This is a genomic window from Bradyrhizobium sp. WBOS08 (genome assembly GCF_024585125.1).
Taxonomy (GTDB): Bacteria; Pseudomonadota; Alphaproteobacteria; order Rhizobiales; family Xanthobacteraceae; genus Bradyrhizobium; species Bradyrhizobium japonicum_B.
In genome coordinates, this window is record NZ_CP028988.1 from 1799051 (window position 1) to 1822544 (window position 23494).

Here is a 23494-nt window from a genome sequence, read left to right on the forward strand (position 1 = left end):
TTGGTGCTCATGGTTTGGCCACTCCGCCTTCGCTGACGATCTTGATCGGCGCCGGCGGCGTCGCCCGCGGCTGCAGCACCTGGGCCAGCACCTGTTCCTTCGGGCCGAACGCCTGCATGCGACCGTCGCGCAGCACCAGGATCTGGTCGACCGCCTCGACGCCGATCGGGCGGTGCGCCACCACGACGACGATGGCGCCGCGCTCGCGGGCGGCGCGGACGGCGCGGGTCAGCGCCTCATCGCCTTCGGTGTCGAGATTGGAGTTGGGCTCGTCGAGCACGATCAGGAACGGATTGCCGTAGAGCGCGCGCGCCAGCGCCACGCGCTGCGCCTGGCCTGCCGAGAGCGCGGTGCCCTGCTCGCCGACCTGCGTGTTGTAGCCCTCGCGCATCTTGATGATCATCTCGTGCACGCCGGCTTCTTTCGCCGCCGCGATGATGGCGTCGGACGTCGCCTCGGGATCGAACCGGCTGATGTTCTGGGCGATGGTGCCGCCGAACAATTCGACGTCCTGCGGCAGATAGCCAATGTGCCGGCCGAGCATGTCGGACGACCATTGATCGAGCGCGGCGCCGTCGAGCCGCACCTTGCCGCGCACCGGCTGCCAGACCCCGACCAGCGCACGGATCAGCGACGACTTGCCGGAGCCGCTCGGGCCGATCACGCCGAGCCCGTTGCCCGCTGTGAGCGTGAAGTTGATGTCCTGCACGATGAGGCGCTGGTCGCCGGGCGGCACCATGGCGACGCCTTCGACCGAGAGCCGGCTGGTGGGTGGCTGCAACTGCGTCGGCATCGCCTGCGCCGGCATTTGCTCCAGCAGGCGGGTGAGGCGATGCCAGCTCTGGCGCGCTGCGACGAAGGATTTCCAGTGCGCAATGGCGAGGTCGACGGGTGCCAGCGCGCGGGCGGAGAGGATCGAACCTGCGATGATGATGCCGGCGGTCGCCTCCTGGTGGATGACGAGATAGGCGCCGACCGCGAGCACGGCCGATTGCAGCATCATGCGCAGCACCTTGGCGACCGCGCCGAGCCCGCCGGCGACGTCGCTGGCGCGCTGGTTGCCGGCGAGATATTTTTCGTTGGCCTCGCTCCAGCGCTGGTTCATCCGGCCGGCCATGCCCATCGACACCATGACTTCGGCGTTGCGGCGGCTGGCCTGGGCGAGATCGTTGCGCTGGGCGGCAAGGCCCATCGCCTCCTTCGCCGGCTGGCGGGACATGAATTCGGTGACCAGGGTCAGGCCGACCAGGATAATGGCGCCGATCAGCGCGGTGACGCCGATCATGACGTGGAAGGCGAAGCAGATGGCGAGGTAGAGCGGCAGCCAGGGCAGATCGAAGAACGCGCTCGGGCCCATGCCGCCGAGGAAGGAGCGGACATTGTCGAGATCACGCAGCGGCTGCAGACCTTCGTTGCGGCTGCCGACCAGCAGCGGCAGGCGCACGATGGTGTCGAACACGCGCTTGTTGAGCGCCTCGTCCAGCGCGGTGCCGATCCGCCCAAGGATCCGGTTACGGATCATGTCGAGCACGCCCTGCGCCATATAGAGGAAGCCGGCGAGGATGATCAGGCCGACCAGGGTCGGAATGCTGCGGCTCGGCAGCACCCGGTCGTAGACCTCCAGCATGAAGATCGACCCGGTCAAATAGAGCAGGTTGATCATGCAGCTCATCAGGCCGACGCCGACGAACGCCGTGCGACAGGCGCGCAAAGCGTCACCGAGCTCTGAACGGCGGACGCCGGAGGCTGCCATCAGTCTGGTCTCTTTCTGGTGGGGCCAAAGCCCCTGATTTCACGGGCAATTCAGGCTACGCGTCCCGAATTAACATCATGTTGGCGCTGCGTCCAACGCGGGCCGGTTCATTCAGAACCCCGATGGGCCACATCTACTCCCGACGGCCGGGCACGCAAGCCCGGTATTTCACAGTCTTTGCGGCTTTTTGGTGCAGAGGTGGCCGCCCCTCCCCAGGTCTGGAAGAGGCGGCAGTTCCGATCGATCGACCCGGGCGGCTGCTAGAGCCGGCCGCCGCCCCGCACCAGCCGCACCACCAGCAGCAGGATGACCGCACCGATGGCGGAATAGACGATCTCGGAGACCAGGCCCGTGCCGAGGCGGATGCCGAGCCTGGGAAACAGAAGGCTCGCCACCAACGCACCGCAGATGCCGATCACGATGTCACCGATCAGGCCGAACCCGGCGCCCCGCACGATCTTGCCGGCCAGCCAGCCGGCGACCAGGCCGACGAACAGGATGACGAGCAGGCCCTCATTGGAAATGTGCATCGGCGCGGTCCCTCTCCTTCAACGCCCGGCATGGAACGGGAACCGGGATGAATGGAGTCTGAATGACATGAGGCTCGCGCTGCCGCGAGCCTGGTTGATCTCGTCCAAAGCTATGACACCGCAGTGAAGGGCTCCGCCAGCACACATCGTGCCGCCCGCCCCGGGCCAACCTCCACATTCGCAGGCAGCCGCTCCAGGCAACGCGGCTCGGCGAGCTTGCAGCGCGGGGCGAAGGAGCAATTGTGGGGCATTTCGGCCAGCGAGGGTGGCGTGCCGGGGATGGTCTCCAACCGCTGGCCGCGCCTGGCGCCGTGGATGGTGGAGGCAAGCAGGCCCTTGGCGTAGGGATGCATGGGGGTGCGGACGATGTCGCGCAAGCTGCCCTGCTCGACGATCTGGCCGGCATACATCACCGCGACACGGTCGCAGATCTCGATGGCGACGCCGATGTCGTGGGTGACGAAGATCACCGACATGCCGAACTCGCGCTGTAGCTCGCGCAGCAAGAGCAGGATCTGGATTTGCACGGTGGCATCGAGCGCCGTGGTCGGCTCGTCCGCCAGCAGGATCTTGGGCCTACAGGCCAGCGCCAGCGCGATCATCGCGCGCTGGCGCATGCCGCCCGACATCTCGTGCGGATAGGCGTCCAGCCGCCGCTTGGCGGAGGGGATGCGCACGACCTCGAGCATCTCGAGTGCACGAGCCCTGCCCTCCGCATAGGTCTTGCCCTCGTGGCGCACGACGCTTTCGGCGATCTGCGCGCCGATGGTGTAGACCGGATCGAGCGCGAGGGCAGGCTCCTGGAAGATCATCGAGACGGTCTGGCCGCGGAACGACGACAATTGCTCGTCGTTCATGGCGAGCACGTCCTGCCCCATGACGTTGACCTTGCCGGAAATCTGCGTGCGCTTCTTCGGCAACAGCCGCATCAGCGCGCGCAGCGTCACGCTCTTGCCCGAGCCGGACTCGCCGAGCAGGCCGAGCACCTCGCCATCACCCAGCGACAGGCTGAGGTCGTTCACGGCATAGACCGTGCGCTCACCGGTGAAGCGGATGTTGAGGCCGGAGATCTCGACGAGCTTGGTCATGACGGCAGTTTCGGCAATCGATCGTGATAATCGGTGACGCGCTGGAAGGCGGCGCCGATGGTGAGCAGGGTCGCCTCGTCGAAGGAGCGGCCGATCAGTTGCATGCCGACCGGCAGGCCGCTCCTGGTGAAGCCGGAGGGCACCGTGAGCGAGGGCAGGCCGAGGAAATTCACCGGGCGGGTGAACAGCGTCAGCCGTTGCAGCAGCGCCGGCGCGTTCGGGCCGCCGCCGACATCGCTCCCCTCGATCGTCGGCGCCGGCACCGGCGAAGCCGGCGCGATCACCGCATCGACGCCTGCGGTTGCGGCGTTGTGTGCAGCCAGCGCGGGGCCGCGCCAGCGCATGGCCTCCAGATAGGTGATGGCGGGAACGGCGAGGCCGTTCTGAAGCCGCATCAGCACCTGCGGGCCATAATCCTGCGGGCGCTCGATCATCCAGCGCTTGTGGAAGGCGGCAGCTTCCGCGGCGAGCACGAGCTGGCTCGCCGAGGACAATTGCCGCTGATCCGGCAGCTCGACCTTGACGATGTCGGCCCCCTCGCGCTTGAGCAGCGCGATGGTCTCGTCCAGCACGCGCGCGACCTCGGCGTCGAGATCGTCGACGTAGAACGAGGCGGGCACGCCAATCCTGAGGCCTTTTAGCGAGCCCTTGGTGGCGGCGACGTAATCCGACAGCGGCTCGCGGCTGCACGTCGAGTCGGCGGGATCGGGACCGGCCATCAGTGCCAGCAACAGCGCACAATCTTCGGCGGTGCGAGCCAGCGGACCAACCGTGTCGAGCGATTGCGACAGCGGCATCGCGCCAGCGCGGCTGACACGGCCGACCGTGGTCTTCAGCCCCGTCACGCCGCAGAAATGCGCGGGCATGCGGATCGAGCCGCCGGTGTCGGAACCGAGCGCCGCATAGGTCAGCCGCGCCGCGACTGCAGAGCCAGAGCCCGACGACGAGCCGCCGGTGATGTGGGCGACGTTCCAGGGATTGCGCACCGCGCCGTAATGGGCGTTGTGGCCGGTCGGGCCATAGGCGAATTCGGCCAGGTGTAGCGTGCCGAGGCGGACCTGGCCGGCATCCTTGAGCCGTTGCAAGGCGGTGGAGGTCACTGATGGCACGAAGTCGCGGCGGATCAGCGAGCCGCAGGTCGCGACGTGACCCGCGTCGTAGTACATGTCCTTGTGCGCGAGCGGCACGCCGTGCAGCGGACCGCGGACCTTGCCCGCAGCGAGCTCGGCATCGGCGGCATCGGCCGCCTTCAGCGCGGATTCTCCCTCAATCGACATGAAGGCGTTGAGATGCGGCTGCCATTGCGCGATACGGTTGAGCAACGCGCGCGTCGCCTCATGCGAGGACAGCTGCTTCATCGCGATCGCACGCGCGACCTCGGTGAGCGTCATCAGTGCGGGCTCAAGACTCATTTCGACACCTTCTGCGTCTGCACGATCGGGTAGAGCGCGGGCTCGAGATCGAACGGCAGCGTACCGGCGATGGTCGCAAAGCCTTCGAAGGCAGGTCCGATGGAGTTGGAGATGCGGGTCGCGGTCTCGTCGTCCACGGGCACGCCGGCGATTTGCGCGATGGGCTTGATCTCTTTGGGTGTCGGTCTCGTCATGCGGTCTTCTCCCTGGGCGCGCGGCTATGGCCAGAACCCGGAATCGCCATGTAACACGCGGCCTCGTGGCCCATCTTATCCAGCGCCGTCAGCTTTGGTGTCGCATTTGCGCAGAGCGGCTCCGCAAACGGACAACGGGTGTGGAAGCGGCAGCCCGGGGGCGGGTCGATCGGGTTCGGCGGATCGCCCGTGATCGGTGGCGTCTCGGTGCGCCTGTCGGGGTCTGAGGACGGCATCGCGGCCAGCAATGCGCGGGTGTAGGGATGTGCGGGACGATCCCAGACCTGGTCGACCGGACCGAGCTCGACCACCTCGCCGAGATACATCACCAGGACCCGATCCGAGATGTAGCGGACGACGTTGAGGTCGTGGCTGATGAAGAGATAAGTCAGGCCGAACTCGCGCTTGAGATCGGCGAGCAGGTTGAGCACCTGCGCCTCGACGGATTTGTCGAGCGCGGAGACGGCTTCATCCAGGATCACCAGCCGCGGTGACAGCGCCAGGGCACGTGCGATGTTGACCCGCTGGCGTTGGCCGCCGGAGATCTCGTGCGGGTAGCGATTGGCGAAGGTCTCGGGGCGCAGTCCGACCTTGCCGAGCAGCTCGCGCGCGAGGCTGCGCGCCGCGCCATCGGCCATGCCGTGCACCTTGGGGCCGAAGGCGATCGACTCCTCGATCGTGAGTCGCGGGTTGAGCGAGGCGTAGGAATCCTGGAACACCATCTGCATGCCGCGGCGCAGCTCGCGCAGGCTCAACGACTGTCCCACGGTCATGCCATCATAGATGATGTCGCCGGTATCGCGCGGCATCAGATGCATCAAAAGGCGCGCGGTGGTGGACTTGCCGCAGCCGGATTCGCCGACGATGCCGACGGTCTCCCCCTTGGCAACGGCAAAGGAGACGTTGTCTACGGCACGCACGGTGCGCTTGGCAGCGAACAGCCCGCCCCGCACCGGGAAGTGCTTGGTCAGGCCGTTGACCTGCAGCAGCGGCTGCGCGACGCCCCCGACGTCCTCAACCGGCTCGAGCATTTCGACGGATGTGCTCTCGCTCATGGCAGCAGTCCTTCACCTCTCCCCATCGGGGAGAGGTCGGCGCGAAGCGCCGGGTGAGGGGGCGCGGCAAACTCGGGGGAGCGTAACCCCTCACCCGGATTGCACCTGACGATGCAATCCGACCTCTCCCTTCGGGAGAGGTGAGCGGAGCGCGCGGCGCTAGTCAGCATCTCCATCACCATCTCAGTTCCTGATGTCCATGGCGCTGCGCAGGCCGTCCGAGAGCAGATTGAAGCAGATCGAGACCGCAAAGATCATCGCGCCGGGCAGGGCTGCGACCCAGGGATTGACGTAGATCGCGGTGCGCAGGGTGTTCAGCATCAGGCCCCATTCCGGCTCCGGCGGCTTGGTGCCGAGGCCGAGGAAGGACAGGCCGGCGGCCAGGATCATCGAGACCGAAATGAGACTGGTGGCATAGACGAAGATCGCGCCGAGCACGTTGCCGAGGATGTGCACGCGCATGATGGTGAAGGCGCCGGCGCCCGAGGCCCGCGCGGCTTCGACGAAGTCCATGTTGCGCACGCCGGTGGTGACGCTTTCGGCGACACGGGTGATCTGCGGCACGAACACGACGGTGAGCGATACGATGGAGTTGAGGATGCCGGCGCCCAGTGCGCCGGAGATCGCGATCGCCAGCAGCACGGAGGGGAATGCATAGAATACGTCGACCGTGCGCATGATCGCGGTGTTGAGCTTGCCGCCGACATAACCGGCAATGAGGCCGAGCGAGGTGCCAATGCCGAAGGCGAGGATCACCGGCAGGATACCGATCACCAGCGACAGTCGGCCGCCATAGACCAGCCGCGCCAGCATGTCGCGGCCGAGCTCGTCGGTGCCGAGCGGATAACCAGGCGTGCCGATGTGACGGAGGCGGCGGATCATCGAGCCCTTGTAGGGATCTTCGAGGCCGAGCCAGGGCGCGAAGATCGCCGAGAGGAAGATCAGCAGAAGCACCAGCGCGCAGGCCATGCTGACCTTGTCGCGCCGGATGCGGCGGCCGACGGTCGCCCAATAGCCGCGTGCCTTGGTCGCGGGCGCAGCCTGGAGCGCGGCGTCGGCGGTGGCGGACAGGGGAAGCTCGCTCATCGGCTGGCTCCCGTTGCGCATTGCCCCACTCGGTGCAAGTCCGGAAGGCAGTGCACCTCTCCCGCTTGCGGGAGAGGTCGGCGCAACGCGCCGGGTGAGGGCTCTCTCTTCTGGGGGAGTCTTCCTTGTCGAGGCACCCTCTCCCCAACCCGCTCGCGGGGGAGGGAGCGCACTGCCTTCGCGGCGATAGCTGGGCTCGATTTCATCGTCAGCCCCGCTTGATGCGCGGGTCGATCGCGGCTTGGGCGATGTCGACCAGGAGATTGAGGAAGACGAAGAACAGCGCCAGGATCAGGATCGTGCCCTGCAGCAGCGGCAGGTCGCGCTGGAAGATCGCGGAATTCAGCAGGAAGCCCGAGCCCGGCCAGGAGAACACGGTCTCGATCAGGATCGAGCCGCCGAGCATGTAGCCGAGCTGAAGCCCCATGACGGCCAGCGCGGTCGGCGCGGCGTTCTTGATGACGTGGCGGAACACGCCGGTTTCGCGCAAGCCCTTGGCACGCAGGGCCTCGACGAAATCCTGACTAAGAATGTCGCCGGTGAGCGCACGCACGGTGCGGGTGACGATGCCCATGGGAATCACCGACGTCGTGATCGCCGGCAGCACCAGATATTTCAGATGCGCCCAGTCCCAGGCCCAGGAATTGGAGCCGCTCGGGCCGGCGCCGACCGCGGGCAGCCAGTTCAGCTGCACCGAGAAGATGATGACGAGCAGCATGCCGAGCCAGTAATGCGGCACCGACACGCCGGCGATGGCGAAGGAGGTCGCGACCTTGTCGATCCAGGTCTCGCGGAAATAGCCGGCGATCAGGCCGAGCAGGATGCCCATGGTGAAGCCGATGATGGCGGCCGCGATCGCCAGCGTGACGGTGTTGCCGACCGCGCGCATGACCTCGGCGAGCACGGGGCGTCCCGTCGCGATGGAATTGCCGAGATCGCCATGCAGGGCACGAAGCAGCCAAAGCCCGAACTGCACCGGCAACGGCCGGTCAAAGCCATAGGCGCTGCGCAGCTGCGCGGCGAGCTCCTGCGAGGCATCGGCCGGCAGCACCGCCACGAGCGGATCGCCCGGCGTGATGTGCACGAGCAGGAAGCACACCAGCGCAACGCTGATGACGATCGGGACGACATAGACGATGCGTCTGGCGATATAGGCGAGCACGTTGTTTCTTTCTTCCCTTCTCCCCTTGTGGGAGAAGGTGGCATAGGCCGCCTCCGGCGGCCGTTTCTTAAGTTGACGCCGAAGCGAAGCTTCGGCTACGGCGCCGGATGAGGGGTTGTTGCCGCGGATGCAGTCAGTTCATGCGAGTGAGAGGCTCTCCGCGGAGAGAGACCCCTCACCCGGCTTCGCTTCGCGAAGCCACCCTCTCCCGCATCCGCCTTCGCCAAGGCTTCGGCGGACAGGAGGGGAGAGGATGCACTGAGCAAGTCGAGACTATTGCTTTATCGACACCGGCGAGAAGTCGATGAACCAGCTCTTCGGCTGCACGACGCCTGTCACCTTCGGGCTCATGGCGCGCGGGCCGACGTCGTGGGCGACGTAGAGGAAGGCGGCATCGTCGACGGAGGCCGCGTGCAGCTCGGCGAGCGCGGCGTCGCGCGCGGCGGGGTCGAAGGTCTGACGCGCCTTCTTCACCAGCTCGTCGAACTTGGGGTTGTTGATGAAGCCCCAATTGTTCGAGACCGGCGGCGCCATGCCCGATTGCAGGAAGCGCACCAGCGCGAAGAACGGGTCCATCGCCGCATAGGTGACGTTGGTGGCGTTCGAGCCGTTGGCGCTGGGATCCTTGGCGCCGCGGCGCCAATTGGTGAACAGCGTATTCCACTCGATGACGTCAAGCTTCACGTCGAAATAGCATTCGGCCAGCGCCTGCTGCAGATATTCGTTCATCGCCAGCGGCTGCATCTGGCCGGAGCCGGAGGCCGAGGTCTGCGTCTTCACCGTCAGCTTCTTGTTCGGGCCAAAGCCCGCTTCCTGCATCAGCTTCTGGGCGGCGGCCTTGTCGTATTTGATCTCGAAGGTCGGCTTGCCGCGCCAGGGATGGCCGGGCTCGAAGGTGCCGGTCGCGGGCACCATCAGGCCGGCGAGCAGGCCGTCCTTGAGGCCTTCGCGGTCGATGCAGAGGTTCGCGGCCTTGCGCACGCGGATGTCGTTCCAGGGCGAGCCTTCGACGCGCGAGAACTGCCAGGGCCAGACATGCGGCTGCTCGTTGGCGTAGAGCTTGAAGCCCCGCTGCTTCAATTCGGGAATCGCGTCCGGCGCCGGTGCCTCCACCCAATCGACCTGCCCGGAGAGCAGCGCCGCGGTGCGCGCGTTCGCTTCCGGCATCGGCAGCAGCACCATCTTGTCGACCTTGGGCACGCGTGCCTTGTCCCAATAGCTCGCGTTCTTCACCAGCTCGAGCCGCTCGCGCGGCGTGAAGCTCGCCATTTTCCACGGACCGGTGCCCGCGGCGTCCTTGGCAAACGCGGTCCAGGCCGCCTGCGACTTCGCCTTGGCATCGGCACCTTCCGCCTTGTCGTAGAAGTGCTGCCACTTCGCCGGGCTCGCCATGAACAGGTTGGTGAGGTTGATCGGCAGGAAGCTGTCGGGCTCCTTGGTGGTGAGCTCGACCGTCATGTCGTCGATCTTCTTAGCCGACGCCAGCGTCGGCATGCGCGAGGCCGTGACGCCGACCTGGCTGGCGTCGAATTGCGGCGCATCCTGCTTCAGCACCTTCTCGACGTTCCACACCACGGCGTCCGCGTTGAACGGCGAGCCGTCGTGGAAGGTCACGCCGGGGCGAAGCTTGAAGATCCACTTGGTCTTGTCGGCATCGTCGACCTTCCACTCGGTCGCAAGGCCGGGGATCACCACGCTTGCCTTGTCGGCAGAAGACAGGTCCCAGCCGGTGAGCGCGTCGTACATGGTGAGGCCGGTGAAGCGATTGCCTTCAAAACCCTGATCGGGCTGGCCCAGCGTGCGCGGAATATCGGCAGCGGTCATGCCGATGCGCAGCACCGTCTCAGCACTGGCCACGCGCGGCCAGGCGGCCGCCGTCGTTAGAGCGAGCACCGCGATCAATGCCGCGCGTGTGTTCTTCTGAGTAAGCATCGCCTCAATCCTTTTCCGGCTTCGATGACTATTTTTGATGCAATCGCATGCAATGGCTATGCCAAAGAGAAACTTATTCTGCAATTTGGCCCTGCGACGACAAGTCCTTGTAGGCATTACGCAGGTGCACGCGTCGCCCTGCCTATTCTGGCATCAAGATTGCAAGTTTGGTCTCGAAATCCCCTGGGAGCTCTGGACCATGCGTCTTCGTCTGTCGATTTGTCTCGCCGTGCTTGCGCTGGCGTCGTCCGCAATCTCGGCGCGCGCCGAAACCGTGCTGCGCTACGGCATCTCGATGGCGGACATCCCGCTGACCACGGGTCAGCCCGATCGCGGCGCCGGCGCCTATCAGTTCACGGCCTACACGATCTACGATCCGCTGGTGGCCTGGGAGATGGATGTCGCCGATCGTCCCGGCAAGCTGGTGCCAGGGCTCGCGACCGAGTGGAAGGTGGATGACGCCGACAAGACCAAATGGCGCTTCACGCTTCGCAAGGGCGTCAAGTTTCACGACGGCAGCGAGTTCAATGCCGATGCGGTGATCTGGAATCTGGACAAGGTGCTCAACGACAAGGCGCCGCAATTCGACAAGCGGCAGAGCGCGCAGGTGAAGACCCGCCTGCCCTCGGTCGCGAGCTACGCCAGGATCGACGACTTCGCGGTGGAGATCACCACCAAGACGGTCGATTCCTTCTTCCCCTATCAGATGCTGTGGTTTCTGGTGTCGAGCCCCGCGCAGTACGACAAGCTCGGCAAGGATTGGGACAAGTTCGCCAGCCAGCCTTCCGGCACCGGCCCGTTCAAATTGACCAAACTGGTGCCGCGCGAGCTCGCAGAACTCAGCAAGAACCCCGACTACTGGAACAAGAAGCGCATCCCGAAGGCCGACAAGATCGTGCTGGTGCCGATGCCGGAGGCGCTGACCCGCACCAATGCGCTGCTGGCGGGCCAGGTCGACCTGATCGAGACGCCGGCACCGGACGCGGTCCCGCAACTCAAGGCCGCCGGCATGAAGCTCGTCGACAACGTCACGCCGCATGTCTGGAACTATCACCTGTCGGTGCTGCCGGGCTCGCCCTGGACCGACATCCGCCTGCGCAAGGCGCTGAACCTCGCAATTGATCGCGATGGGGTGGTCGGGCTGATGAACGGCCTCGCAAAACCCGCCAAGGGCCAGGTCGATCCGTCCAGCCCGTGGTTCGGCAAGCCTGCCTTCGAGCTGAAATACGATCTTGCCGCGGCGAAGAAGCTGGTCGAGGAAGCCGGCTACTCCAAGACCAAGCCGCTGAAGGCCACCTTCATCATCGCGCAAGGCGGCACCGGCCAGATGCTGTCGCTGCCGATGAACGAATTCCTGCAGCAGAGCTTCAAGGAAATCGGCATCGAGATCGACTTCAAGGTGGTCGAGCTCGAGACGCTCTACACGCATTGGCGCAAGGGCGCGGCCGACGAGATGAATGCCGGCATCACCGCCAACAACATCGCCTACGTCACCTCGGACCCGCTCTACGCCATCGTCCGCTTCTTCCACTCGGGACAGATCGCGCCCGTGGGCGTCAACTGGGGCGGCTACAAGAACGCCAAGGTCGACGCGCTGATCGACGAGGCCAAGCAGACGTTCGATTCCGCCAAACAGGACGAGCTGCTGGCGCAAGCGCACGCACTGATCGTCGACGATGCCGCGCTGGTCTGGGTCGTCCACGACACCAACCCGCACGCGCTGTCGCCGAAGGTGAAGCAGTTCGTGCAGGCCCAGCACTGGTTTCAGGATCTGACGACGATCGGGACGGAGTGAAGGCGGCAAACGCCGCTGCCGTAGGGTGGGCAAAGCGCAGGCGTGCCCACCATTTCAACATTGCGGCGAGAGATGGTGGGCACAACGCTTGCGCCTTGCCCACCCTACGGCGGCGCCGATGCGGCGACTACTTTGTCAGCAGCGCATATGCTCCGGTCCAGTTCTCCGGCGGCGGATTGAGCTGGAAATCCTTGATGCGCGCCTCGTAGAGCTTGAACAGCTTTTCCAGCGTGTCGGCGTCCTCGCTCTTGCGGCCGCGTTCGATCGCATCGAGGGCGCCCTGCCAATCGCGGCTGCGATAGCAGCTGAGCATCTCGATGGTGATGTTGCGCAGGCGCTGGAACGCGGCGGAATGCATCACATCCTCGCGGCCGGCGATGGCGTAGATCACCTCCGGCTCGGTCTTGCCCTTGACCATGATGAAGTCGAGCTCGAGGATCGCGAACTTGTCCTTGGCGGCGAGCGCCGTGCGGGAGCCGACGATGATGGGAAAGCCGTATTCCTTCGACTGGCCCTCCAGGCGCGAGGCGAGGTTCACGCTGTCGCCGAGCACCGAATAGTTCTTCTTCAGGTCGGAGCCCATGTTGCCGACCACGCCGATGCCGGTGTTGAGGCCGATGCCGACATTGAGCGGAATGTAGACGTGGCCGCCCTCGGCGGCTTCCGCTTCGCGCTCCTTGTTGACCGCGTCGATCTGCTCCAGCATCTGGATCGCCGCCTCGCAGGCGTTGACCTCGTGCTCGGCATCGTCGAGCGGCGCGTTCCAGAACGCCATGATGGCGTCGCCCATGTATTTGTCGATGTAACCCTTGCGCTCGATGATGACGTCGGTCAGCGGCGTCAGAAAGCGGTTCATCAGCGCGATCAGGCCTTGCGGGTCGTGCTTGTAGCTCTCCGAGATCGTGGTGAAGCCGCGCACGTCCGAGAACATGATCGTCATCTCACGCTCCTCGCCGCCGAGCACGAGCTTTTCCGGCGACTGCGCCAGCTGCTCGACCAGGACCGGCGACATGTATTGGGCGAACTGCCCGCGGATCTGCACGCGCTGGCGCTGCTCGCGCACGAAGCTGGCGAAGATCAGCGTCAGATAAACCGCCGTGGTCGAGAGCAGCGGATAGGTGAAATCGATGAGGTAGCGGTACTGCGCGTAGAAGAACCAGGACACGCCGACCAGGATGGCGGCGAAGGTCGCACCCGCGAGCACGAGGCGCACCGGACCGAGATTGGGCGTGAAGATGATGACGAGCACGCCGATGATCAGCGCGGCGAGCAATTCGACTCCGAGCGCATAGTTGGGCTGCGAGATCACCGCCCCGCTCAGCACGCTCTCCAGCACCTGGGCGTGGATCTCGACCCCCGGCATGGTCGCGGACACCGGCGTGGTCTTGATGTCGTTGAGCCCGGCCGCGGAGGTTCCGACCAGCACCAGCTTGCCGGCGAACCTGCTTCGCGATTCGCTGTTGTCGAGCACGTCGGCGGCGGAGACGTAGATCGAGGGATCCCGGCGTGCGTAGTGCACCCAGAACTGGCCGTTCTTGTCGGTGGGAATCTCGAGGCCCTTGAGGCGCACAGCCCGCACGCCGGTCTTGTCGGTCCGGACCAGCAGCGTCGGCGTGCCCGTGACGACGCGCAGGATCTCGAGGCTGAGCGAGGGCATGATGTGGCCCTGCGCGCGCATGATCATCGGCACGCGGCGGATGAATCCGTCCCGCTCTTTCCTGATCGAAAACAGCCCGCGGCCGGCTGCAACCTTCTCGATGACCGGCACGTTGCGCAGCAAGCCTGGAAATTCGAACAGGAAGCGTTCGGCACCCTCCTCCCCGACCGTCGCCACTCCCGTGAACGGAAGCGATTTGTCGAGTTCGGACAGGACGGCCGGAAGCCCGGTCTCGCCGAGCACCACACGCGAGCGCTTGATCGCGTCGGCGAGAATCTGGTCGTTGGTTGGCAGCTCACGCAGCTTGGCGCGCGTGGCGTCGTCGAGATGGCGCATCTGGCCCGCAACCAGATCCGGGTTGAGCCGGTCGGGCTCCGAAAACACCACGTCGAAGCCGATCGCCACCGCACCGCTGTTGGTGAGGTTCTGGATCAGGTCGGCAATTCGCGTGCGCGGCCACGGCCACTGGCCGAGCTTGGCGAGGCTCTTGTCGTCGATGTCGACGATCACGACCGGCCGCGCCGCCTTGTGGCGCGGATCGATCAATTGAAACATGTCGAAGGTGCGCAGCCGCAATTCCTGGATCGGCGGCGGATCCCAGAGGCGCGCGCCGGCGAACAGCACCAGCAGCGCAAGGCACATCAGCCGCGCAAAGCCCAGCTTCCGCGCAAACCACCGTCGCAGGATCTTGAGACGTTTCATGGGGGTTGGATATCACGCTTTTGCGGCGGGCGGCAGCGCGGATCGTGTGGATGGACGATCGTGGCCCATCGCGCAGCGATCAGGCATGGACGATGAAGTCGCTCGCATGGACCTGGGCGACGCCCTTCAGGAGGATGGTGTCCGTCGCATTGATCGCGATCAGGGTGTCCGACCCTGAGGCCGTCGAATGCTGGCCTATCCACAGGGCATCGATATCGGTTGGCACGACCGCCGTCAGATCAATGTGGTCCGTCCCGGACGTGAAGTTCACGATCGTATCGTGGTCGGAGTCTGCCGCGAACACGAACTGATCCACAAACCCGGTCCCGAAGAGGACGTCCTTGCCGTCCGTGCTGGCGAGACTCACCGGGCCTTGTTCGCTCAAGTTGAAGATGAGGTTCACCGTGTCAGTCGCGCCCTGACCGTCGGTCACGGTCACGGTTACTTTGTCCGTCGCGGGCGCACTCTGGCTCGGCTCAGTGTAGGTCACGGCGAGGACACCGGAATTCAGTGACGCGCTCGCAGTGGCGCCGGACTCGGCCACCGCAGTGGCGGTCAACGCGTCGTTGCTATCTGCGTCAGCGACGGACAGGCCGTCGACGGTCACGAAACCGCCGCTTTCGGCAACAGTCATCGCGCCGACTTCAATCAGCGGCGCGTCGTTGCTGCCCACGATGGTGACGGTGACGACGCCATTGCCGGTGCCGGTCGCGGCATGCCCGTCATCCGGAACGATGGTGTATTGGAGCGACAAGGTCTGGCCGGCGGCGAGGAAGTCGAAGGCCTGGTTGCCCGAATTGAACTGCCACGTGAACTGGGCGTGGGTGGCCGTGCCGTTGAGGATTTCGCCGGGCGGGACGGTGAAATAGCTCAAGAGGTCCGCATGCGTCAGCCCGCCGACGCTGCCTTGTTGCAGCACTCCGTCGAGAGTGACCTGCATCTGATCAATCGACACTGTGACGTGATCGGTCGCGTCGGCGTCAGAGAGTGTCAGCACGCCATGGGTTTGCAGCCCGGCGTTGGTTTCCGTGAGATCGGCAAGGTCGATGCCGAGGCTTTGGCCGGCATTGACCTTGTTGGCGACCGTGGTCCCGCTGCTGCCGCCGAGCTGGTAATACGCAGCCAGATTGGCCTCGTTGCCGATGAGCGCGGTGAAGTCGATCGACTGGATCTGCTGCTGCGTGAGCGCGGTGGTCCAGACGCTGACATCCGCGATCGAGCCCGTGAAACCTTGCTCCCCGAACCCTGGGGCGTACCTGTCGCTCGCCGCCCCGATCATCATGTAGGACGGATCCTGACCGCTACCGACCGCGTTCGCGCTTCCACTGTGGGAATAGACGGCATTGCCATCGACGTAGAGCGTGTAGGTGCCTTGGTGGCGCGTCAGGGCGAGGTTGTACCAATCTCCTGCCGTGAGCGCGAAGCCGGTATCAAGGATGTCGACACCGCCTTCGAGGATCTCGATCTCCAGATGGCCGCTGACGACCGTCCCGATCAGACCGAAACCGGCCGTCGAGGTATTGCCGTTGTAAAACAAGACCTGGCCGTCGGGCGCAGCGCCTCCGTTCCAGTTCACCCAGCCATCCAGCGTTACTCCATCGGATGCAACCGTCGGCACCTCGCCGACGGCGATGGTCCGGCCGTCGAATTCCATGTGGTCCGACGTGGCATAGGAGATGGCCGGCGCGTCGTTGCTGCCGGTGATGGTGACGGTGACGGCGGCAGTGTCGGTCCCGCCCTTGTGGTCATCGAGGGTGATGGTCGACACCACGGTCGCGGTCTGCCCTTCGCCGAGGAAGTCCAGCGCCTTGTCGGCGATGGAATAGCTCCAGGCGATCGCGCCGTTGTTCTTGTTGCCCGGCTGCTGAATCGTCAGCGCCTGCTCGAGGGCGATGATATCGGCCGGCGACAGCGTCAGCTGCGTGGTGTGATCGGCATCGAGCCACGTCACCGCTTGGCTGGTGATCGTTGCTGTCGGACGGTCGGTCAAGTCGATATCGGTGAAGTGGATCGTACCCGTCCCACCCGAGGCCGGATCGAGCGTGGCGGAGCCGGTGGTGTCCGCAAGCTCGGAGAAGCTCACGGTCGGTGACGCCTCGGCCGCGGCGAAGTTCGGCGCATCATCGTTCGCGTTGAACGTGATCAAGGTGCCGCCATGGCCGTCGCTGCTGCCGGCAAAATGCCCGTTGCTGTAGTCGGCGCCGGTCAGGTTGAGGCTGATGTGGTTGCCGTCGGCGTCGGTGACCGTCAGCACGCCGCCGGTCGAGGGATCGGCGTTGGCGACATAGACCGCGCTGGTGCCGACGCCGTATTTGATGGTGGACAGGTCGATCGTGTCGTCGGCGGACAGTTGCGCAATCGATCCGCCAAAGGTCGCCGTGTCGATCTGAAGCGCGGCGCCGTCATCCTCGTCATCCTCGTCATCCCCGAGCGTGATCGTCTGCGTGACCGTGCCCTCAAGCTTCAAGAGCGCGCCGTCATGGACGGTAACCGACCCCGTGCCGGACAGCGAGCCGAACAGCGTGAGAGTGCCGTCGTTGACTTCGATGGTGCCGGTGTTGGTGATCGCGCCGGAAATCTTCGTCGTTCCCCAGCTGTCGATCTCATGTGAATTGACGATGCTCAGGCCGCTGCCGGTAATCCAGGCCCCATTGAGCAGGTCGATGTCACCCGCATTGACGATCGAGGACGCATTGCCGAAGACGCTGGTGCCGGAGACGGTCCAGATGCCCCCCGCCTGATTGTTGAAGGTGGCGGTGGCAACCGAAATGTTGCCGTTGATGTCGCCGGAATTGTTGATCGTGACGGAGCCGCCGGTCTCGACGATCGCATACGTCGTCGAGGTCACCGCGCCTGCATCGTCGGGCCCGATCGTGCCGGAATTGTCGATCGTCACCGTGCCGGTCGCATTCCCTTGAATGTAGATCGCGGCGTAGCCGGTCGGAGCTGTGATCGAGCCGGAATTGGTGATGTGTGTGGATCCGGTCGCGTCCACCGCGTTCTGGGTGACGCTGATGCCGGCCAGGCTGGTGCTGGTGATATCGCCATGATTGACGATGGTGACGTCGCCGCCGCCGGTCGCAAGAGCCGCCACGCCGACCGATCCAGTGGCGGAGCCATTGTTGGTGACGCTAACGTCACCCCCGCCGTGATCGAACGCGCCGATCGCGATGCCTGCGGCGTCAATATCCGAACTCTCGCCGGTCGTGACCGTGACGTTCCCGGCGCCCCAGGTGAACGCCTCGATGCCGTAACCTGCGTCGGCTATGATCGTCGCATCGCTGGTGACGATGACATCGCCGTTGACTGCGCTCGAGAACGCGCCGGTGCCGCCAGGCTTGTAGCCGGCGATGATCCCGCCCGGCGTAGTGCCGTCGTTGTTCAGGGTCGAGCCGGAATGGATCGCGCCGTGCGCCTCGACCGAAATCGTGCTGCCCACGGCGGCCGCGATCGCGACGGCGTAATTGACGGCGACGATGCCTGAGCTGCCCGAGGTAATGTTGTCGCCGTCCGCCAGGGTGACCGTAATGTCGCCAGCATCGAGGCTGAAGGCCCTGATGCCGTAGCTCGTCGCACCCGAGATCGTGACGTCCTCGCCGAGCGTGACCGTCACGTCGCCGGTGCCGCCGCTCAATGCCGCGGCGTTGATGCCGATGCTCTGAGCGCCCGAGACCGAAATCGCCGTCCCGGCGAAGCTGTTCACCGTGACGTCGCCGTTTCCGTAATTAAAGGCGTTGATGCCGTAACCGGCCACGGCGGTGATGTTGGCGTAATTGTTGACGATCACGGTGGCATTGACCAGCGTGTTCGCGCTGGTGCCGTTCGTGGCACCGGTATAGCCGGCCTCGATGCCGGCCGGGGCATTGCCGGCCAGGTTCGGGCTGCTGCCGGAATTGATCGTGCCGTGGGCGTTGACCGTAATGGTGCTACCAGCCGCGGCGTCGAGCAAGGTCGCACGATTGACCGCGACGATACCGGAGCTGCCCGAGGTAATGAGGCTGCCCGCCTCAGTCGTGACGGTCTGGTTGCCGCTGCCATAGCTGCGCGACCGGATGCCGTAGACCGAGCTGCCCGTGATCGCGCCGCCGGCGTCGATGGTGATGTCGCCGTCGCCCTGCGTGACCGCGTCGATACCGTATGCACCGCCCCCGGCGCCGCCGAGCTGGGTAACCGAGATGTCACCGTCGTTGGCGGCGTTCGAATTCTCGACCAGCACGCCGATCGAATTGGCGCCGATGCCGGTCGCCTTGCCGGTGACATTGCTGACCGTGATGTTGCCGGTGCCGGTCGTCCCGTCGCTCAGCCAGATGCCGTGGCCGGCGAGGCCGGTGACGTCGCCGGTCGCGGTCAGCGTGATGTCGCCGACGCCGTCCTGGGTAACGACGATGCCGTTGATCGCGCCCTTGAGCGTGCCCGTCGGCGTCAGCACGACGTCGGCATGCGCCGCCTGCGATACCGTAAAGTCGAGCGCATTGCCCGTCGACGCTGTGATGTCGGCGTCGCCGGTGATCGTGAATATGCCGTCGGCCGAGATCTCGCCCGAGATGGTGCCGGTGAAGCTTTGGCCGGCGACCTTGTCGAGCTGCAGCGTACCGGTGCCGCCGGCGAACGTGACATTCTGCGCATCGGCGCCGCCGAGCTGGAGCTTCGCGCCATTGTCGATGATCAGCGTGCCGGCGCCGATGATGCCGCCGGCGAGGTTGAGCGTGCCGGCCTGGACCCTGATGGTGCCGCCGGTGTTGGTGACACCAGCCGAGATCGTGCTGGAGCCCGAGACGCTGTAGAGATTGCCGGCATTGCTCAGGCTGCCGCCATTGATCGAGACCCCGGTCAGATAGAGCGTTGAGGCGTCATCGACCGAGATCGTCCCGCCGGTATTGGCGACGACGGCAGCCGTCAGCTTCAGCGTGCCGCCGGTCACCGCCTCGATCAGGCCCTGATTGGTGATGGCGTGGATCGTAGCCGGATCGATCGTCAGCGTGCCGCTGGTGACGGACAGGATGCCGGTGCTGGCGATCGTGATGTCGGCATCATCGATGGCGCTGATGCCGGTCGATTCCAGCGTGCCGAGAATGACGACGGTGCCGCCGTCGACCGTCGCACCGTCGACGATCAGCGTCGCGCCGGCATCGGTCCGGATGGTGCCGCCGGCATTGGCGACATCGCTCTTCAGCACCAGCGTGCCGCCGGTCAAATCGATCGTGCCGGAATTGGCGATGACGGTCAGCGTGTCGATCGTGCCGCCTGCTTGCAGGGTAAGCGTGCCCGCGTTCGTGATCGTGCTGGTGTTGGTGACGACCGCGCCGGATGTCCGGGTGATCGTTTCGACATCGATCGCCCCGCCGACGGTGACGTGGCTTCCGAGCGAGTTGGTGAACTTCGCGTCGGCATTCAGGGTGAGCTTGCCGCCGATGGTCAACGTGCTGTTGTTGATCACCTCGGGCACCTTGTGGCCCGGCGTGGTGTCGTAGTCGTCGAGCGTCAACGACTTGGCGAAGGCCGCCACGTCGATCGTCACCGGATAGGACGGGGTCAGGCCGTGGAGCTGATCGGTGATGACGATGACGTCGTCCTGGTCGGTCGGGACCGTGCCGGTGGCCCAGTTGCCCGCGTCCTTCCAGAAGCCGCCGGACGGAGCGCCGGGCTCCTCGGTCGCGATCCACACCACGGCAGGCGCATCAGTCCCGGTGATCGTGACGGTGATGGTTTGCTGCGAGGACCCGCCTTGCGAGTCCGTGAGCGTCACGGTGTAGACCAGCGTCAGCACCGCACCCTCTGGGATGAAATCGGCGAGATAGACCGGCAGATCGGCCAGCGACCAGTTGATGGTGCCGGTGCCGTCCCCGGTGCTGTCGGCGCCGGCCGCGATCGCGACGGACATCGCGCTCTGGAACGCCGCAAGCGGTCCCGGCGGCACGTCGCCATCGGGCAGAGTCGCACTCGTCAGCGCCACCGACACGGTATGGTTGTCGGTGAGGTCGACGTCGTTGAAATTCAGCGTGCCCGACGTCGGAACCTCGCTGGTGAGCGGCCCACCCGGCACGCTGGTGCCGCCCTCGAAGGTGATGATCGGGACATCGGTGGTGATCACCGGCTTGTCGTTGGTCCCCGTGATCGTGATGGTGATCGGGATGAACGCCGATTCGGGGCTCACTGCGAAATTGGTATCGACGCGGACCATGTAGGTCAGCGTCACGGTTTCGCCGGCGGCGAGGAAGTCGAAGACGTGGTCCGGGATCGTGTAGGTCCAGACCGCCGAGCCGTTGTTGTTGTTGCCGGCGTCGGGGACGACGCTGATCTGGATCTGCGTCGCTGCAATGCCTTGCTTCTGCAGATCGGTCAGCGAGCCGGTGACGTCGTGCTGGCCGGCGTCCTTGTAGACATAGTTCGGCGCTTCGGCGAGGCTGATACTCACCGTCGGCCGATCGCCGAGGTTTTGGTCGACGAATCGGATCAGGCCGGAGATCGTGTCAGCGTCCGTGGCGCCGGTGGCGCCGGCGCGCTCGGTCAACGCGAACGCCGTCTTCACAATGCCGCTGGCGTCGAAGCTCTGCGCAATCGGCTGGCCGGGGATACGCACGATGGGCGGCGTGGGCGTGCTGGGCCCCTCCTGCCCTTGCGGATTGAGGTTGACGAAGGTCGCGATCGCGGTCGGGCCGGAGCTCGACTTGAACACCACGTCGAGGCTCATCGGCGTGAGCGTGTCGGTGAAGTTCGTGGTCAGCTTGGTGTTGGTGTTGTTGTCGGAGAACTTCAGCGTGAACACGTCGGTGATCAGCTTCTGCACGTCCGGCGACATCAGCGCATTTGTGATCGAGACGTTGCCGCCGCTGATCTGGATCATCTGGCCGGCCTGATTGACCGTCGCGATCGGCAGCAGCGTGACCTTGTCGAACAGGATGTAGGAGCCGGTCGTGCCGTTCGGCTCGACCAGCACCTGGAAGCTCGCTTGCGGCTGCGGATCGCCCCCGCCGGCGGGAACGACGAAATTGATCTGGGTGAGCACCGCGGTGCCGCGGATACCCATGGTGGCGACCGGGGTGTCGATCTTCATGTCGCCGTGCTTGGCGGTCTCGCCGGCGACGAAGGTGATGGTGCCGGCGACGAGGCTCAGCAACGAGGAATTGCTCGACCCGTTGGGGTCGTAGACCATTTCGTTCAGCACCATCCGCGCATTCGAGGACAGGCCGAACACGGTGCCGTCGATGAAGGTGATGCCGAGGGTCGAATCGGCGCCGGTCGAAACCACGTCGCCCTTCTCGACGTTGTCGCCGTTGTTCAGGATGACCGAGACGCCGTTGCGGATCGCGGTCGCGCTGCCGACGAGCTTGGTGACGTGGCCGATGACCTGGCCCGCGCCAGCGCCGGGCGCGGCTTGCGCCACCTGGACATGGCCGGTGAGCGCGCTGACGATTTCGCCGGTGAGGTGGGCGCCATCGGGCGAGGCGAGCGCGGCGCGCTTATCGCCCCGGAAATAATCGTGAACGACGAACTCGTGCCCCTCATGGGACAGGACGAGATCGAGGCCTGTGCGCTTGAACTCGCCGTTGAAGATCAGGTTGGGGTCAGGAACGACGAACGCGCCCTCGGGCACATGCCCCTGCGCTTTCGCCGTAAAGGAATCGACATGGGCGTCGCCGGGCGAGCGGAAACCCTTGCCGTCCAAGGAAATCGCGCCGTCAAACTGGCCAGCGTAATTCAACCGGGCACCGTCAAAAGGGTTAAAATTTAAGTAAGTATCAACTGCCTAAGCTTGCATAGCATTAGCAAGTCCTTAGCGATACCACCTATTGCTTGTGTGATTCCGCATCACTTGGCTTCAGGAGCCCCCACGGATACGGCTTTCGTAAGAGGAGAGGAAGTAATACGTCAAATACTCTGAAGTCGAATCCGGCCGTTTTGCGCGCATTTCCAGTCATCCAAAGTAATCTGCTGTATAGTCGCGGGAGCAGATACTTATGTCATCTTCCCGTCGCGAAGTCCCGCCACATCCTGCGGCAAATACGGAGTTAAATCTGTGACCTAACTAACAGAACCCCATGAAATTGGGGGGTGTTAGCCATCGCGCGCAGATTCGGCCCTCCCACAACCTGTGTCTGCATTTGCCTCCGTTTGGCGGCAGCCGGACACCTCCTAGCCGGCGAATCGTAAAATTTTACGCAATCTGGACTGGTCCATTTCATCCTGTCTCCCGGTTTTGCCACCCCAGCCGGGCGCGTTAAGCAGAACAAAACCGCCCGTCTCGCACTATCTCCCCGAAAGCAACAAAGCCCGGCACGTCGAGGTCGAGGGGGACCCGGCGAAGCCAGGGAAGGGGATGTCAGATGGAGACCGCTGCTCGCTCGCGCGCCTGGCGCGCAATCCTTGTGCTATGCGGACTGATCCTTTTCGGATCGGCCGCCGAGCTTCGCGCCGGCTCATTGCTGTCGCCGGGAGCCGGCGTTCTCGTGCGCAAGTCCGCCGAGCCGTTCGGCGTGTTCGCCTTCGCCATTTCGTCCGGCAGCCTGCGGCAGAAATGGCTTGCGCTGAAGGACCGGCTCGACGACGACATGGTGCAGCTGGCGCTGTGCGACGGCGACCGGGACAATTGCACATCGCCTGCGGCCCTCAAGCTGCTCACCATCGTCGACCAGGCCCGTGCTCGCGACGGCCGCGCCCGCCTCGGCGAGACCAACCGCGCCATCAACCTGGCCATCCGGGCCGCCAATGACGGCATCGACGACGTCTGGAGCTCGCCGCTTGCGACCTTCGCGAACGGCACCGGCGATTGCGAGGACTACGCCATCGCCAAGCTGGCCGCGCTGCGGCTGGCCGGAATTGCCGCCGAAGACCTTCGCATCGTCGTGGTGCGCGACCTCAGGGCCGGTGAAGATCATGCGGTTGCCGCGGCAAAGCTCGACGGCCACTGGCTGATGCTCGACAACCGCCGCATGGCGATGCTCGAGGACGACGCTGCGCGCAGCTACCAGCCGCTGTTCGCACTCGACCGGTCGGGCGTGCTGAAATATGTCGACGAGCCCGTGCGATTCTCCATGGTCGCCGCCGAGGTCCGTTGACCGGTCCGGCGGACTCATAGCCCGGACATCGCCTCAGAGGTCCCCACAAGGCCATTCCACCGCGCCCTGCGT

At 65.1% G+C, this 23494-nt stretch carries 13 protein-coding genes; 2 read left to right on the plus strand and 11 right to left on the minus strand.

Annotated elements, in window-relative coordinates; all coding sequences use genetic code 11:
• Positions 1-7 precede the first annotated feature (7 nt).
• The 9 genes from DCM80_RS08715 to DCM80_RS08755 all read right to left on the minus strand — a co-directional run bounded on the left by DCM80_RS08715 (position 8) and on the right by DCM80_RS08755 (position 10212).
• Positions 8-1756, minus strand: a complete 1749-nt coding sequence (locus DCM80_RS08715; protein ID WP_257197903.1) for a type I secretion system permease/ATPase — start codon at positions 1754-1756, stop codon at positions 8-10.
• A 257-nt stretch (positions 1757-2013) separates the two neighbouring features.
• Complete coding sequence (locus tag DCM80_RS08720; RefSeq protein WP_028138655.1) at positions 2014-2283, minus strand: GlsB/YeaQ/YmgE family stress response membrane protein; 270 nt, start codon at positions 2281-2283, stop codon at positions 2014-2016.
• Between the two features lie 110 nt (positions 2284-2393).
• Positions 2394-3371 carry an ABC transporter ATP-binding protein gene (locus DCM80_RS08725; RefSeq protein ID WP_257196597.1) on the minus strand — a complete coding sequence of 326 codons (978 nt, stop codon included), beginning with the start codon at positions 3369-3371 and terminating at the stop codon, positions 2394-2396.
• Positions 3368-4783, minus strand: a complete 1416-nt coding sequence (locus DCM80_RS08730; protein ID WP_257196598.1) for an amidase — start codon at positions 4781-4783, stop codon at positions 3368-3370. The genes DCM80_RS08725 and DCM80_RS08730 overlap by 4 nt, the downstream gene beginning before the upstream one ends.
• On the minus strand, positions 4780-4977 hold the full coding sequence (locus tag DCM80_RS08735; RefSeq protein ID WP_257196599.1) for a hypothetical protein: 198 nt from the start codon (positions 4975-4977) through the stop codon (positions 4780-4782). The genes DCM80_RS08730 and DCM80_RS08735 overlap by 4 nt, the downstream gene beginning before the upstream one ends.
• On the minus strand, positions 4974-6032 hold the full coding sequence (locus DCM80_RS08740) for an ABC transporter ATP-binding protein (protein WP_257196600.1): 1059 nt from the start codon (positions 6030-6032) through the stop codon (positions 4974-4976). Before DCM80_RS08740 ends, DCM80_RS08735 begins: the two co-directional genes overlap by 4 nt.
• Before the next feature lie 183 nt (positions 6033-6215).
• A complete protein-coding gene (locus DCM80_RS08745) occupies positions 6216-7118 on the minus strand; it encodes an ABC transporter permease (RefSeq protein WP_257196601.1) in 903 nt (300 codons plus the stop codon).
• Positions 7119-7326: 208 nt separating this feature from the next.
• Positions 7327-8280: an ABC transporter permease gene (locus tag DCM80_RS08750; RefSeq protein ID WP_257196602.1), complete on the minus strand. Its 954-nt coding sequence runs from the start codon at positions 8278-8280 to the stop codon at positions 7327-7329.
• A 273-nt stretch (positions 8281-8553) separates the two neighbouring features.
• A complete protein-coding gene (locus tag DCM80_RS08755) occupies positions 8554-10212 on the minus strand; it encodes an ABC transporter substrate-binding protein (protein WP_257196603.1) in 1659 nt (552 codons plus the stop codon).
• A gap of 199 nt (positions 10213-10411) precedes the next feature.
• Between DCM80_RS08755 and DCM80_RS08760 the strand changes: the two genes are divergently transcribed.
• A complete protein-coding gene (locus tag DCM80_RS08760) occupies positions 10412-12007 on the plus strand; it encodes an ABC transporter substrate-binding protein (protein WP_257196604.1) in 1596 nt (531 codons plus the stop codon).
• 127 nt (positions 12008-12134) lie between these two features.
• On the opposite strand, the gene DCM80_RS08765 is transcribed toward DCM80_RS08760, so the two are convergent.
• Both DCM80_RS08765 and DCM80_RS08770 read right to left on the minus strand, forming a co-directional pair.
• Entirely contained in the window at positions 12135-14366 is a 2232-nt protein-coding gene (locus DCM80_RS08765; protein WP_257196605.1) for a CHASE2 domain-containing protein, read from the minus strand.
• A 79-nt stretch (positions 14367-14445) separates the two neighbouring features.
• A complete protein-coding gene (locus DCM80_RS08770; protein WP_373569394.1) occupies positions 14446-22068 on the minus strand; it encodes a LamG-like jellyroll fold domain-containing protein in 7623 nt (2540 codons plus the stop codon).
• 622 nt (positions 22069-22690) lie between these two features.
• On the opposite strand from DCM80_RS08770, the gene DCM80_RS08775 reads away from it, so the two are divergent.
• Complete coding sequence (locus DCM80_RS08775; protein WP_257196607.1) at positions 22691-23422, plus strand: transglutaminase-like cysteine peptidase; 732 nt, start codon at positions 22691-22693, stop codon at positions 23420-23422.
• The last annotated feature ends 72 nt before the right edge of the window (positions 23423-23494 follow it).

Bases quoted from the DNA above. Each gene is read 5' to 3' on its own strand.
- DCM80_RS08720 (WP_028138655.1), bottom strand. From the start codon at position 2,283: ATGCACATTTCCAATGAGGGCCTGCTCGTCATCCTGTTCGTCGGCCTG.
- DCM80_RS08725 (WP_257196597.1), bottom strand. From the start codon at position 3,371: ATGACCAAGCTCGTCGAGATCTCCGGCCTCAACATCCGCTTCACCGGT.
- DCM80_RS08730 (WP_257196598.1), bottom strand. From the start codon at position 4,783: ATGAGTCTTGAGCCCGCACTGATGACGCTCACCGAGGTCGCGCGTGCG.
- DCM80_RS08735 (WP_257196599.1), bottom strand. From the start codon at position 4,977: ATGACGAGACCGACACCCAAAGAGATCAAGCCCATCGCGCAAATCGCC.
- DCM80_RS08740 (WP_257196600.1), bottom strand. From the start codon at position 6,032: ATGAGCGAGAGCACATCCGTCGAAATGCTCGAGCCGGTTGAGGACGTC.
- DCM80_RS08745 (WP_257196601.1), bottom strand. From the start codon at position 7,118: ATGAGCGAGCTTCCCCTGTCCGCCACCGCCGACGCCGCGCTCCAGGCT.
- DCM80_RS08755 (WP_257196603.1), bottom strand. From the start codon at position 10,212: ATGCTTACTCAGAAGAACACACGCGCGGCATTGATCGCGGTGCTCGCT.
- DCM80_RS08760 (WP_257196604.1), top strand. From the start codon at position 10,412: ATGCGTCTTCGTCTGTCGATTTGTCTCGCCGTGCTTGCGCTGGCGTCG.
- DCM80_RS08765 (WP_257196605.1), bottom strand. From the start codon at position 14,366: ATGAAACGTCTCAAGATCCTGCGACGGTGGTTTGCGCGGAAGCTGGGC.
- DCM80_RS08775 (WP_257196607.1), top strand. From the start codon at position 22,691: ATGGAGACCGCTGCTCGCTCGCGCGCCTGGCGCGCAATCCTTGTGCTA.